The organism is Thermanaerosceptrum fracticalcis (assembly GCF_000746025.2).
Classification (GTDB): domain Bacteria; phylum Bacillota; class Peptococcia; order DRI-13; family DRI-13; genus Thermanaerosceptrum; species Thermanaerosceptrum fracticalcis.
Window position 1 is genome coordinate 777589 of record NZ_CP045798.1, and the last position, 13754, is coordinate 791342.

A 13754-nucleotide genomic window follows, 5' to 3' on the forward strand; every position below is an offset into this window, starting at 1 on the left:
CGAACAGGCGTGATGAAAATGCTAAACAGACAAACAGGGACTGTGAAGTCTCTTAAAAAAATTACCGAAGGGCTGGAAGAGGCCCTTGTGGAGATACAGGGCGCAGAGGCCAAAGCCTACGTTTTTCCTTTCTTAACGGGTCAATTGCAGCCTAATGATGAGGTGTTATTAAATACTACTGCTGTTGACTTAAAGCTAGGCAGCGGGGGGTATCACTTTGTCATGGGCAAACTACAAGATCAGCAGGTGAAGTACACTACCCCCGGTCACATCATGAAGTTACGTTATACCCCTTTACAATTAAAAGTTTGTGCGGTGGAAGAACCTGATAGTCCCCACCATGCCTTAATGGTCCGGGTCCAGTCTTTGTCCGGGACGCCTGTGATTTGCGGTTCTCTCCACAGCATGCTTATTCCCTGTGTTTGCGGGCTTGTCTCCGTAAATCCCAGGCTTAAGATAGCCTATGTCATGACAGACGGGGGGGCACTGCCCTTGGCCCTAAGTCAGGCTGTAGCCAGCTTAAAGAAGAATTCTCTGCTGTGTGGCACTGTTACTACCGGGCATGCTTTTGGTGGTGACTATGAGGCAGTGAACTTATACAGCGGGTTACTGGCAGCCAAGGAGATATTAAAAGCTGATGTCATTATTGTTTTAATGGGTCCCGGCGTGGTAGGAACCGGTACTACCTGGGGCAATACGGCCTTAGAAGTGGGACAGATCATCAATGCGGTAACCACCCTGGACGGGGTGGCTTATTGCATCCCGCGCCTGAGTTTTGCTGAAAAACGCACACGTCATTTAGGCATCAGCCATCATACCTTAACAGCCCTGGGCAAAGTAGCGCTGGGGGCTGCCTCTATTGTTTTACCGGCACTTAATGATGGCCAAAAAGAAATCGTCCTTACTCAGCTCAAAAGAGAAGGCATGGAGAAACACCGGCTGATCTGGGGACGAGGACACGACGGTATAAGATTGGCCTGTGAATTAGGACTTATGATGTCTCATATGGGTAGAAGCTATGAAGAAGATCCACTATTTTTTTTAGCAGGGGCCGCGGCCGGAGAAGAAGTCGCCAGGAGGGTAAATTGTGAATTAATGTAGTTTTATTTGCAGCACTTGTTTGAGATAATTGTATTGTTTCTGAAGCAATTGTAATTGCAGTAATATGTCATGGGATTTGCCCACCATAAAAAGCCCCCGGCTGGTGATGACCATGATGATTTCCCCCTTATCCTGTGGTTTTTATAACCAGTATATGTATAAACCATATTTTTATGACAGGAGGAGAGCAGTATGGAGGAAAAGTTCAGTAAAATTCTTTTGCAAAAAGAAGGTTCTTTTATCACTTTCCGGCAAGATGAAGTGATAATGAGTAACGGCAAGAAGGCCATACGGGATACGGTACAGCACCCCGGTGCTGTTGCTGTTTTAGCATGTACTTCTCAGGAAGAAATTCTTCTGGTGAAACAGTACCGTTATCCTATTGGGAGGATAACCTGGGAGATTCCCGCCGGAAAACTGGAAAGGGGAGAAGACCTGGTTCGTTGTGCACAGCGGGAACTTGCGGAAGAAACGGGGTTTACGGCGGCAAACTGGCAAAAGTTAATTTCTTTTTATACAGCTCCGGGTTTTAGCAATGAAATTATCCATCTGTACCTGGCTACCGATTTACAAGAAAAACAAGCTTCTCCTGACCCTGACGAAATTATAGAGTATGTTAAGCTACCCCTGGCCAAAGTTTATCAAAAAGTAAAAAACGGTGAGATCATTGACGCTAAGACGATTATCGGTGTTTTGTGGCTCGTTAAACTGAAAGGACTAGAGACATGAAGAACTTTTATCTCGATTTACACATCCATATTGGCCGTTCCGGTGACGGGCTGCCCGTTAAGATTACAGCCAGCCGTGATTTAACCCTCCTCAATATACTCAATGAATGTCTTACCCGTAAGGGAATTGATATGATAGGTGTAGTAGACTGTGGTTCACCCGGTGTACTGGCAGATTTACGCGCGCTTCTCCAAGAGGGTAAACTTGCACCCCTTTCCCAGGGTGGTTTTCGCTACGGGGAAAAGATAACCATTTTCACAGGAATAGAAATGGAAGCCAAGGAAGACTCCGGCTGCCGGGCTCATTATCTGGCCTTTTTTCCTACCCTGGACCGTCTTCTGGATTTTGCTGCTTTTGTGGCAGTACACGTGAAAAACCCGCAATTAAGTACCCAGGCCACCAACCTGCCGGCTTTAACTCTGCTAAAGGTAGTTAAGAGCATGGGAGGAATTTTTATTCCTGCCCATGTTTTTACACCGCATAAGGGAGTTTATGGGGCTTGTGCTTCTTCCCTTACCCAGGTCTTTGGTGCTGAAGCAGAGTCAATCAAAGCAGTGGAGTTGGGTTTGTCGGCTGACCGGAATATGGCTATGCTGCTGCCTGAATTAAGGGAGAGAGTGTTTTTCTCGAATTCTGACGCTCATTCCTTAGAGAAAATTGGACGGGAATACAACCTGGTCGTACTGGAAGAGCCCACTTTTAACGAATTTCTCTATCTACTGGAAAAAAAGAAGGGAAGGTATCTTAAAGCAAATTATGGCCTGGATCCACAGTTAGGAAAATATCACCGCAGTTTCTGCAACAAATGCCAGGTTTCACTTCTTCAAGATGAAGCCGTCACTGCGTGCCCGTTCTGCGGCAGCAGGGAACATGTGGTCGTGGGCGTGTTGGACCGGATTATGGCCCTAGCTCCTCCCGGTGAGAAGGAGTTCGGTACTGTACCTTATTATTATCAAGTACCTTTACCGTTTTTACCCGGTGTAGGGAAGAAAACCATTGAAAAGCTTCTTCTCACTTTTGGCAGCGAGATGAGCATCCTGCACCAGGTTGGGCCGGAAGAATTGGCTAAAATAGTAAGTAACGAAGTCGTGGAATTAATCATGAAAGCAAGGGAAGGAAAACTTAAACTTGAAGCTGGCGCGGGGGGAAAGTATGGCCGGATCATGGGAGAGTGAAAGAAGCCGTCTCACCATTGCTTATAATCTTTCAGGGGCCTTGGAGGCAGTTAAAAAGAGTGCTTTGATTGTAGTCGTAGATGTCATCAGTATGTCCACCACCTTAGAGGCCGTCACAGAAGCAGGAGCAGTAGGTATCTGGGGCGCTTGCCCCTCCCCCAAGGCTTCCGGTAACACGTTAGTTAACCCTTTTCGCATCGGACAATTGGCAGCAAGGGAGGCTAAAAATAAAGGAGCAGAAGTGGTTATCATAACAGAACCACGGGTTGGGAGCTGCGAGGAGAGAAAGGCCAATGCCGCAGATGTCATCAGGGGTGTAGAAAATGAGGGACTCCCGGTAGGAGAGATCTGGCCCAATTTGGGTGCGGAGACTGCTAAATTCACCCATTGGCATAACAAAGTTGCAGTAGCCGTAACTGATGCAGGTGGTGTGATCTATGATGCCGTTTACCAATTGGGAGGGATGATAACCACAGCTACTGTTGCCCGTACCCTGGGGATGAAAGGGGTAGAACCCGCCCTCAAGGGAGTAGAAAGGGCTATAGCCATGGCCAAGAAGTCACCGATTACCCTGGTGGCCGCCAGCAGTAATGCTTTGGAAGATGTGCTGGCCGTACACTATTTAGCCCAACTGTTCATCGCCAGGGGTTACTGTCAATTTATGGACTAGTAGTTATATTTACCTCCTTTTCTTCATAACATTTAGGGAGAGGAGGAGGTAAGCTGTGGATAAGCTTAAGAGTAAAATGACACAACATTTCCGTTCAAGCTGGTGGGTATATCTTTTTGTACTGCTTTGTTTTACGGCAGGCTTAATTTTTGGTTCATTGGGAGTAAAGGCCCTCGACAGTAAACAGACCTCTTCCCTGCATCAATACTTAGATAATGGTTTAACCCAGATCAGTGAGGAGCTTAACTACGCTATGAATACGAAACAGGCGATGTTAAGAAATCTTTATAATCTGGGCAAAATTTTTATCTTAGGGCTTACCATAATCGGTTTGCCCCTGGTTCTGGTGATTATTTTCACCAGAGGTTTCGTTTTAGGCTTTACCATCGGCTTTATCCTCCAGGAGAAAGCCTGGCGGGGCGTTGTCCTGGCCTTATTAGCCATTGTTCCTCCTAATATCTTGTCACTGCCGGCTTATATTCTGGCCGGGGTTACGGCTATAAACTTTTCCCTGTATTTAATCAGAGGACGGGAAGGGCTCAGGTCCCAACCCATCTCACGGGGTGTATTGCATTACTCTATCATTATGTTTGGTCTATCCTTGTTCATGCTGGGGGCGGCCTTCATTGAAGGATATATTTCCCCTGTCTTTATCAGGCTTTTAAGCCTGGCTTAGTTGGTATACAATTTCATTACATGTGTTTTCCTACACGAAACAAATTGTATACAATATGCGAGATAATTTCGAAAAAGCCGTTGTTTAGACAATGTTTTTTAAGTATAATAATGATGCTGGTATCTCCTTTTATTCTTATTGAGGGGGTGAATCAGGTCTTTTAGCGGTATTATCTTTTTGTTTACAGTAATATAAGGAGAGTGAACAGATGGAAGCCATTGAAAAATTTGTAGGTACGGTCAACTCCCTGGTATGGGGTCCGTACATGCTGGTCTTATTAGTTGGTACCGGATTATTTCTCACACTTAGATTAAAATTTGTCTCTTTCCGGTATTTACCTTATGCTTTGAAATTAGCTTTCAGCAAAAATCAAGACCAAACTTCACAGGGGGATATCAGCCATTTCCAGGCTCTCATGACGGCACTGGCTGCTACCATTGGTACCGGTAACATCGCCGGTGTGGCCACAGCCGTAACCTTGGGTGGACCTGGTGCTGTTTTCTGGATGTGGGTAACGGCCCTGGTTGGAATGGCTACCAAATACGCCGAGGCTATCTTAGCGGTGAAATACAGGGTTGTTGATGAGAACGGTGAAATGGCCGGCGGTCCCATGTATTTCCTGGAAAAAGGACTTAATATGAGATGGCTGGGTTTACTCTTTGCCTTCTTTGGTGCAGCAGCCGGTTTTGGTATCGGCAACATGGTTCAATCCAACTCTGTAGCCGCAGCAATTGAAACCACTTTTAAGGTGCCTACTTGGGCCAGCGGTGTTGTTCTCGCCATTTTAACGGCCCTGGTCATCCTGGGCGGTATTAAGAGTATAGGACGGGTAACGGCTTTGTTAGTTCCCTTTATGGCCGTATTTTATATCCTTGGTGGTTTAGTTATCATTATAATGTATATTAGTAATCTGCCTCAGGCCATCGCCACTATTCTCCAGGCCGCCTTTGCCGGGTCCCAACCAATTGCCGGCGGTTTTGCCGGTGCTGCTGTGGCTCAAGCTATTCGTTTCGGGGTGGCTCGTGGTGTTTTCTCCAACGAAGCCGGTTTGGGAAGTGCGCCTATCGCTGCCGCTGCCGCCAAGACTGACCATCCTGCCCGCCAGGCACTGGTATCTATGACCGGTACCTTCCTTGACACTATTGTGGTATGTTCTATCACCGGTTTGGTATTGACCATCACCGGAACCTGGGAAATGGCTAACCCCAAGACTCTGACAGGTGCAGCTTTAACCACTGCCGCTTTCAGTAAAGGTTTACCAGGTAACTGGGGTGGAATTATCGTCTCCATTGGTATTATCCTTTTTGCTTACTCCACCATTTTAGGCTGGGCTTACTACGGGGAAAAATGTGCTGAGTACCTCCTCGGTACCAAAGCCATCAAACCTTACCGTTATTTGTGGGTCATCGCCGTTCTTGTTGGCGCTGTGGCTAAGCTCTCTTTTGTTTGGGACCTGGCTGATACCTTAAACGGGCTCATGGCTATACCTAACCTCATAGGACTCCTCTTATTAAGCGGAGTAGTAGTATCGGAGACCAAAGACTTCTTTGAGAACTTTTATGCTAAAGAACAGGCTCGAGGATAATAAATGAATTAAGTTAAAAGCACCTGGCCAAAACCGGGTGCTTTTCTCTATTTATTTATTTTATTTATGATTTCCAAAGGCCGGGGAATATTTTCTAAAATGATGAGAAGTTCCTGTAATCGGTCTTTGGGGGTGTGTAACCCTACATATCCCTCTTGAGGATCCAGTTGTACCGGAATGGTCAGGTGACTGTGGGTTTCCAATATTTTGATGATAAAATTGATGTGTTCCGGCTTTGTTTTAATTTTAACCAGTGCTTCTTCTCTGTTCTCCGGCCGGATGGTGGAAAGGGTATTCTTGCCGTGATAAGCAGACAATCTAATCCTTCCTTTTTTAAGAGATTTGAAATAAAATCATTCTCCTCAGTAAATAATAGCAGTAGAATCCCAGTGGAAAAAGGGGGAATAAATAATCATGGAAAAGTCTAAACAGGATCTCTTGGGCGATGCTCCCGTCGGACATATTTTTGTACCTGCAGCCATGGGGTCAGCCGCCTTTGTCGCCTTAGACGGTGAAGGCAGTACTTACAAATATGAAACAGGATCTACTGAACTAAAACACGGGTTTAAGGGCCCGCCCTGGGGCGTGGAACCTGGTATGCATTTTGTATGTGATGAAGTGGGTATCGATGCGGATCAGTTCATCGACGGCTTGGCTCAGAATAAAAGCGATACGGAAATGGCCAGGGAATTTGGCGTTCCGGAAGGCACCATCAGGCACTTAAGAGAACGTTTCTATAAGGTGGAATCAATTACCGGCAATTACGGTCAGGATTAAAAGGGATATTACAATAGGATGTTCATAGCCAAAAGACCAAGAAGTTAAATGAAAGCTCTTGGTCTTTTACGTGTGTTGACAAAGAAATTTACCTATCTCAACTAACTTTCATTGACCACACGGGCTGTAGGTGCTTTTTCTTTAGCTTTGCGTTCCACTCTGATAGCAGGTTCCGGGCAGACAGTCTCACAAATTCCGCAGACAATACAGCCTTCCATCCGTGTTTTAACGGCGGGTGTCCCCATAAAGCCCAGTTCTTCTGACCAATATATGACTTTCACGGGACATTTTTCAATACAAAGGCCACAGCCTTTACAAAGATCGGGAAATATAGTCCAGGTACCGCGGTTATTTTCCTGAGTCGTTTGTTTCCATTTCCTTTCCACAGCTATCCCTCCCATGTTTTAATCCAACAAAGTTCTTTAGCTATAGAATGACCGAAAACACAAAGGGTTATAAGTAAATCGTCCATCTAAAAATTTTTAAATTTAAGGGACTGGAGAATGTGTACATATTCTAAGAGTTTATCACACCACATATATAACTAAAAAAGGAGGGATGACTATGGTTTTAATTACGATAACCAGGTGGAAAAGAAAACTTTTGGCCTTACTGGTATGTGTGTGTTTGTTAGTAGGCTTGGGACTGGGTTTGAACTGGTATTTGACTCCCAAGGATAATGCCACCGTAGCTCCTTCCGATAACCTGCAGAAGGATGTAACCACACAACCGGTAAAGGTACAAGGCCAACCAGCTAATTCCAACTCCCCGACTAAAAATGCTAATCCGGCTACCACAGTCCCCAAGAAGTAAAGAGGAAATTACTCTCTTTTGTGGAAATGGTAATATATATTTTCTACAAAAGGGAGGCATTTCTTGCATGGACAAGCTTTTGGCCGAATTTATAGAGTATCTTCAGGTGGAGAAAGGGCTTTCCCGCAATACACTGGACTCCTATAAAAGAGATGTGACCAAATTTCTCATGTACCTGCAAAATACGAAAAAAGTAAAAATAGAGGAAATCGACAAAGATTTACTGGCTGGTTACGTTTTTTATCTTAAAAAAAGCACGTTCTCGCCGGCTACAGTAGCCAGGGGAATTTCGTCTCTCAAAGGTTTTTTTCGCTTTTTATGCCTTGAGAAATACCTGGAGGCAGACCCCAGCATTCACTTGGATGCCCCCAAACTGACCGAGAAACTGCCCAAGGTGTTGACGGTGGAAGAGGTAGACAAGCTTTTAGCGGGGCCCCGGGGTTCAGACCCGGGAAATTTAAGAGACAAGACCATGTTAGAAGTGATGTATGCCACGGGCATGAGGGTTTCGGAGTTGACCGGTTTAGACCTCAATCATGTAGACGTTGATTTGGCCTTTGTACGCTGTGTCGGAAAAGGAAACAAAGAGAGGATTATTCCTATAGGTTCTTTGGCTGCCCACAGTCTTCAACAGTATCTAGAAAGAGCACGGCCCCTCCTGGTAAAAAAAACGGGAGAAAAAGCCCTGTTTCTCAATTATCACGGAAAGCGTATGACGAGGCAGAGCTTTTGGAAAATTATAAAGAAGTATGCTGTGGCAGTTGGCATCAATAAAGAAATTTCGCCCCATACCTTGCGGCATTCCTTTGCTACCCATCTCTTAATCAATGGGGCTGACCTAAGATCTGTCCAGGAATTACTGGGGCATGCCGATATCTCTACTACACAGATTTACACCCACCTAACGAAAAGTAAGCTTAAAGAAGTATACAACAAAACTCATCCGCGGGCATAACCAGCAGAAGAAAGAAAATATTTATTAAGGTTTGCCACCACGTATCCCGATCTTCGCATAGAACAGACTAAGGCTCGTTTCGGGAAAAATCAGCCCACCCTCAACAGTCCATCCGTGGACTGGCTTCGGGTTGGGTCTGACCTCCTGTCAGCCCATCTGATTTTTCTACCTCACTTCGCCAAGTCTGTTTAGCTATGCTCCGATAGGGAACGTTTGTGGTAAAACCTTCATTCTGATTGATAATTTAGGATAGCTCCTAGTTACTAGTGGCTTTCAGCGGAATTCTGAAATCGGAAGTCGGAAAGCGCAAAGGAGAAAAGGGGCGGGAATGTCCCCAACTTAAAGGAGGATAAGCACATGACAAAAACAATGTTGATCGTTATGGATAGTGTAGGTATCGGTGCTTTACCCGATGCCCATTTGTATGGCGATGAGGGTAGTAATACCCTGGTACATATAGCGGAAGCCGTTAAAGGTTTAAAACTGCCGAATTTGGCCCGTTTAGGTTTAGGCAAAATCACGGACATACCGGGGGTACCGGGAGATGTTATGGCGTTAGGCGGGTATGGACGTATGGCCGAACTATCCAAAGGGAAAGACACCACCACAGGTCACTGGGAATTAAGCGGCATCTTGACCCGCGACCCGATGCCAACCTTTCCCCAGGGATTTCCCCCCGAAATTATCACAGCCTTTGAAAAACTTATCAAGCGCAAAGTGTTGGGCAATAAAGTGGCTTCCGGTACCGAAATCATTAAAGAACTGGGCGAAGAGCACATGAGGACAGGATTTCCCATCGTTTATACCTCCGCGGACAGTGTGTTTCAAATCGCAGCCCATGAAGAAGTCATTCCTCTTCCTGAACTTTACGAGATGTGTAAAAAAGCAAGAAGCTTATTAACCGGTCCCTGGGCGGTAGGGCGGGTGATTGCCCGTCCCTTTGCAGGAAGACCGGGGGATTTTACCAGAACGGCGAACAGGCACGACTATTCCCTGTTGCCCCCTGAACCTACTGTTTTGGATGCCCTGAAAAGTAAAGGGGAAGAAGTTATCGCCGTAGGTAAAATATATGATATTTTTGCCGGGCAGGGCCTTACCCGGAGTTTCCCCACCAAGAGTAATAATGAGGGGATGGAAAAAACCTTGGAACTGTGGGGACAGCTCAAAAGTGGTTTGATTTTCACCAATTTGGTTGAATTTGATGCTACCTACGGGCACCGTAATAACCCTGTGGGATATGCTAAAGCCCTGGAAGAGATGGATGCCCAGTTAAAGGATGTCATAGAGGCTGTAGCAGAGGACGGCTGGTTATTCATCACTGCGGACCACGGCAATGATCCTACCACTGCCAGTACAGACCACAGCCGGGAATATGTTCCCCTGCTGGTTTATGGTAAAGGGGTAAAAAGAGATGTAAATTTAGGGACGCGCAGAACATTTGCGGATGTAGCCGCCACCCTGTCAGAACTCTATCACCTGGATTATACCTGTGTGGGAGAGAGTTTTCTCCCTGAGCTTCTTCATGGCAATGAACAAAAATAAGGATTATGAGGAAAGGAGCCTCCTATGAGAACAACAGACTTGATTATTAAGAAGCGTAACGGTTATAGCCTCACCAAAGAAGAAATAGAATTTTTAGTGCATAATTTTACTCAAGGCAACATTCCAGATTATCAAATGGCAGCATTTTGTATGGCCGTCTATTTTCGTGGCATGGATATGGAAGAAACAACCAATCTTACTTTAGCCATGGTAAATTCAGGTGAAACCATTGACCTTACCGCCATAAAGGGGACTATTGTGGACAAACACAGTACCGGAGGAGTGGCTGACACAACAACACTGGTGCTGGCCCCTCTGGTAGCGGCTGCCGGTGTACCCGTAGCTAAAATGTCGGGGCGTGGTTTGGGTCATACAGGCGGTACCATCGATAAGTTGGAGAGTATCCCCGGTTTTCATACTATACTCAGTAAAGAGGCCTTTATCGAGCAGGTCAATAAAATCGGCGTAGCTGTGGTCGGTCAGAGCGGCGCCTTAGTTCCGGCTGATAAAAAGATATATGCTTTACGTGATGTTACAGGCACTGTAGATTCCATACCACTAATTGCCAGCAGCATTATGAGTAAAAAAATCGCTGCCGGTGCACAGGCCATCGTGCTGGATGTAAAAACCGGCAGCGGAGCTTTTATGAAAGACACGGAAGAAGCTTTTAGGTTAGCAGAGACAATGGTAGGAATTGGTACCAGAGCGGGTAGGGAAACAGTAGCCATTATTTCAGATATGAATGAACCATTAGGCTCGGCCATAGGCAATGCCCTGGAGGTCCAAGAGGCCATTGAAGTATTACAGGGAAAAGTGAGCGGCCCTTTACGGGAGTTATCCCTGGGGCTCGGTTCCTATATGATCTTAGCTGCAGGAAAAGCAAAAGATTTTGCTGAAGCAAAAGGCATACTTACCGGGCTGCTTGAGGAGAGAAGGGCTCTTGCTAAAATGAAAGAACTTATAGAAGCCCAGCACGGCAATCCGGAAGTATTGGAAAACTTAACTTTATTACCCCAAGCACGGGGCAAATTGATTGTAAAAGCGTGGGCTGAAGGATATCTGGCCGAAATTGACGCACAGGCCCTTGGTTTAGCGGCCATGGTTTTAGGGGCAGGAAGGGAAACGAAAGATGCTGCCATTGATCTGGCTGTTGGTTTAAAAGTTCATGGTCGAAGAGGGGATTATTTTAAACTGGACCAGCCTTTGCTAACTCTCTACTATAATGAAGAAAAAAGAATGGCTGAAGCCATGAAATATGTACGGGAAGCATTTACATTTTCTCCTTCCAAAGTTGAGAAAAACCCCCTCATCTATGGTGTGGTGACGAAGAAGGGACGTGAATCATACAATGGGCTACTTTAGTTGCTGTTGTTGTCTAACTAACTTTATTATTGCCAGGAGTATGTGGGTTACGAAGAGATAAACCAGGCTGGCACTTATTATCAATAATAAAAAAAATGCAATAGCCTTTTCCATATTGTCACCTCCTGCTCATAGTTTTACCTCGTTGCTCCGTACTATGTAATATGTTTTTACATACTTCTTTAGCATCGGGGGGAAAACTAGAACTAGTTTGCTAGGAGGTGCAGAAACATGTCAAAAAAATTGAAAAATATTTATGCCACCCTTGTGGTAATCTTATTAATTATGTTCCTTGCTCCCCAACAAGTATTGGGTGTAGAATTACCTGTTAAAGCGGAATCAGCCATTCTCATAGACGCCCATTCCGGAAAAATTCTCTACGAGAAAGATCCTCATAAAACCTTACCTCCCGCCAGTGTCACCAAGCTCATGACCCTTGTCCTGGCCATGGAGGCCATTAAAGAAGGGAAGGCCAGCATGAATGATGAGGTTATCGCCAGTCCCAATGCGGCCTCCTATGGAGGATCCCAGATTTACCTGGCACCGGGAGAAAAACTTACCCTCAAAGAACTACTGTTAGGGATTGCCCTGGCTTCGGGGAATGATGCCAGTGTAGCAGTTGCCGAACATATTGCCGGTACTCATGAAGCTTTTGTGGATATGATGAATAAAAAAGCCGCGGAACTAGGTTTGAAAAATACCCATTTTGTCAACTGCAATGGTCTCCACGATCCCAACCATTATACTTCTGCCTACGACCTGGCCCAAATTGCTTTATATGCCTTAAGGTATCCGGAATTAAGAGAACTTTGTTCAGTAAAACATTACCGTATTCGTGAGGGTACGGACCGGCCTTTTCAGTATGATAACAAAAACAAACTCCTCTGGCAGTATCCGGGCACTGATGGCTTTAAAACCGGCTGGACCAATGATGCTAAGTATTGCCTGGCGGCTACCGTGGAGAGGAATGGTTTAAGGTTTGTCTCTGTCGTAATGGGATCACCGGAAAAAAGCGGGCATTTTGCCGATACTAAAATCTTGTGGAACTGGGGGTACTCCCAATATACCTTTAAACAGTTTCATAAAGAAAACGAAATTATCACCCAGGTAAAGGTCGGTAAAGGCCAGGTGGACTCGGTAGCAGCTATCCCCGAGAAAAAAGTGGGGATAACCTTGCCTAAAGGTCAGGACAAAAATTTGACCACGCAAGTAACGGCTGTTCCCATCCTTAATGCCCCCGTTAAAGCCGGTCAAGTTGTGGGACATATTTCCATCCTTAAAGATGGTGAGATCATAGAGCGAGTGAATTTAGTAGCGAAAGATAGTGTGGACAAAGGCTCCTGGTGGCGAGAATTCAGCAAAGTCGTACGGGGAGTAGTTACCGGTTAAATGGTTAAATAAGCTTAATGGTGAATAAAGGCGAACCCAAATTTGCTTGGGAGCGCCTTTTTATATGTTTATAAAAACAATTTCCAGATATTAGCAGGAATTTGCCTGTTTTTGGAGAATACCTATCCATAAAGTGGACAAGGAGGTAAAGACATGTCATTCATTTTTAACAGCAAAAACAGAACATTGCTTGTTAAAATTACCGGGGAATTGGATCTGGTAACAGCAAAGGAATTCCGGGAAAGGCTGGATAAAGCCATAGATGAAATGTTTACGAAAAATCTTTTCCTGGATTTGACACGGGTAAGCTTTATAGATAGTTCGGGTTTGGGTGTGATTTTGGGAAGGTACCGTAAAATACAGGAAAAGCGGGGAATCATGATTATTTACGGTATGAACACTAACATCAAAAGAATATTGGAACTATCAGGAATCCTCTCGATTATTCCTGCTTTTAACAGCGAAAATGAAGCATGGACTTATTTGGAGAGAAAGTCACTTAAGGAGGCATAAAAATGGATAAAATAGTAAGAAACCAAATAAAATTAGAATTTATCAGTATACCGGAAAATGTGGGGCTGGCCAGGATTACCATAGCTGCTTTAGCCTCGCAGCTTGATTTAACCTTAAATGACCTGGAAGAAATTAAGGTAGCCACTTCGGAGGCTGTATCCAATGCCATTATCCACGGTTACCGGAATAAGCCTGCGGGTATTGTTAAACTGATTGGTTCTCTTTATGAAGACTCCATCGTTATAGAGGTAATTGACGAGGGAGTAGGTATAGCTGATATTCCGCAAGCAATGCAGCCAGCCTTCACCACTGATCCCGAGCGTATGGGCCTTGGCTTTGTGTTTATGCAGTCATTTATGGATGAAGTTAAAGTAGAGTCGGAAATCAATAACGGTACCAGAGTAATACTTACCAAAAAGCTAGAAGGTGCCGGAATTCAAAAGGCCGTCTCATAAGAGAGGGTAAAA

At 45.1% G+C, this 13754-nt stretch carries 17 protein-coding genes; 14 read left to right on the forward strand and 3 right to left on the reverse strand.

The features are described 5' to 3' along the window. Positions 1 to 18: 18 nt before the first annotated feature. The gene (locus BR63_RS04040; RefSeq protein WP_034421446.1) at positions 19 to 1101 is read left to right on the forward strand and encodes a DUF3866 family protein; all 1083 of its coding nucleotides are present in this window, start codon (positions 19 to 21) and stop codon (positions 1099 to 1101) included. On the opposite strand, the gene BR63_RS19715 is transcribed toward BR63_RS04040, so the two are convergent. Continuing rightward, the gene (locus BR63_RS19715) at positions 1093 to 1215 is read right to left on the reverse strand and encodes a hypothetical protein (RefSeq protein WP_276568948.1); all 123 of its coding nucleotides are present in this window, start codon (positions 1213 to 1215) and stop codon (positions 1093 to 1095) included. The two genes, BR63_RS04040 and BR63_RS19715, sit on opposite strands and share 9 nt — an antisense overlap. Before the next feature lie 78 nt (positions 1216 to 1293). Here BR63_RS19715 and BR63_RS04045 point away from each other — a divergent pair, with 78 nt between their 5' ends. From BR63_RS04045 to BR63_RS04065, 5 genes are all read left to right on the forward strand, one after another. Then, a complete protein-coding gene (locus BR63_RS04045) occupies positions 1294 to 1830 on the forward strand; it encodes an NUDIX hydrolase (protein WP_034421445.1) in 537 nt (178 codons plus the stop codon). After that, positions 1827 to 3005: an endonuclease Q family protein gene (locus BR63_RS04050; protein ID WP_034421443.1), complete on the forward strand. Its 1179-nt coding sequence runs from the start codon at positions 1827 to 1829 to the stop codon at positions 3003 to 3005. Before BR63_RS04045 ends, BR63_RS04050 begins: the two co-directional genes overlap by 4 nt. Further along, positions 2983 to 3675, forward strand: a complete 693-nt coding sequence (locus BR63_RS04055; protein WP_034421442.1) for a hypothetical protein — start codon at positions 2983 to 2985, stop codon at positions 3673 to 3675. Before BR63_RS04050 ends, BR63_RS04055 begins: the two co-directional genes overlap by 23 nt. A 55-nt stretch (positions 3676 to 3730) precedes the next feature. Beyond that, positions 3731 to 4351, forward strand: coding sequence for a stage II sporulation protein M (spoIIM, locus tag BR63_RS04060; RefSeq protein ID WP_051965611.1), 621 nt, complete (start codon positions 3731 to 3733; stop codon positions 4349 to 4351). A gap of 208 nt (positions 4352 to 4559) precedes the next feature. Further along, positions 4560 to 5936, forward strand: coding sequence for an alanine/glycine:cation symporter family protein (locus BR63_RS04065; RefSeq protein ID WP_034421440.1), 1377 nt, complete (start codon positions 4560 to 4562; stop codon positions 5934 to 5936). A gap of 47 nt (positions 5937 to 5983) precedes the next feature. Here BR63_RS04065 and BR63_RS04070 read toward each other — a convergent pair whose 3' ends face one another. Continuing rightward, positions 5984 to 6253, reverse strand: coding sequence for a DUF4911 domain-containing protein (locus BR63_RS04070; protein ID WP_034421438.1), 270 nt, complete (start codon positions 6251 to 6253; stop codon positions 5984 to 5986). 97 nt (positions 6254 to 6350) lie between these two features. Between BR63_RS04070 and BR63_RS19440 the strand changes: the two genes are divergently transcribed. Next, positions 6351 to 6713: a hypothetical protein gene (locus BR63_RS19440; RefSeq protein ID WP_243270062.1), complete on the forward strand. Its 363-nt coding sequence runs from the start codon at positions 6351 to 6353 to the stop codon at positions 6711 to 6713. 101 nt (positions 6714 to 6814) lie between these two features. Here the strand turns inward: BR63_RS19440 and BR63_RS04080 are convergent, their stop codons facing one another. Then, on the reverse strand, positions 6815 to 7099 hold the full coding sequence (locus BR63_RS04080) for a 4Fe-4S dicluster domain-containing protein (RefSeq protein WP_420825490.1): 285 nt from the start codon (positions 7097 to 7099) through the stop codon (positions 6815 to 6817). A gap of 178 nt (positions 7100 to 7277) precedes the next feature. Here BR63_RS04080 and BR63_RS04085 point away from each other — a divergent pair, with 178 nt between their 5' ends. From BR63_RS04085 to spoIIAB, 7 genes are all read left to right on the forward strand, one after another. Beyond that, entirely contained in the window at positions 7278 to 7526 is a 249-nt protein-coding gene (locus BR63_RS04085) for a hypothetical protein (protein ID WP_034421435.1), read from the forward strand. Between the two features lie 67 nt (positions 7527 to 7593). Next, complete coding sequence (xerD, locus tag BR63_RS04090) at positions 7594 to 8481, forward strand: site-specific tyrosine recombinase XerD (RefSeq protein WP_034421434.1); 888 nt, start codon at positions 7594 to 7596, stop codon at positions 8479 to 8481. Positions 8482 to 8838: 357 nt separating this feature from the next. Next, positions 8839 to 10023: a phosphopentomutase gene (locus BR63_RS04095; protein ID WP_034421432.1), complete on the forward strand. Its 1185-nt coding sequence runs from the start codon at positions 8839 to 8841 to the stop codon at positions 10021 to 10023. 24 nt (positions 10024 to 10047) lie between these two features. Next, complete coding sequence (locus BR63_RS04100; protein WP_034421431.1) at positions 10048 to 11385, forward strand: pyrimidine-nucleoside phosphorylase; 1338 nt, start codon at positions 10048 to 10050, stop codon at positions 11383 to 11385. Positions 11386 to 11616: 231 nt separating this feature from the next. Then, entirely contained in the window at positions 11617 to 12774 is a 1158-nt protein-coding gene (locus BR63_RS04105; RefSeq protein ID WP_034421429.1) for a D-alanyl-D-alanine carboxypeptidase family protein, read from the forward strand. A gap of 153 nt (positions 12775 to 12927) precedes the next feature. Next, complete coding sequence (spoIIAA, locus tag BR63_RS04110; RefSeq protein ID WP_034421428.1) at positions 12928 to 13287, forward strand: anti-sigma F factor antagonist; 360 nt, start codon at positions 12928 to 12930, stop codon at positions 13285 to 13287. Between the two features lie 2 nt (positions 13288 to 13289). Further along, entirely contained in the window at positions 13290 to 13742 is a 453-nt protein-coding gene (gene spoIIAB / locus BR63_RS04115; protein ID WP_034421426.1) for an anti-sigma F factor, read from the forward strand. Positions 13743 to 13754: the final 12 nt, after the last annotated feature.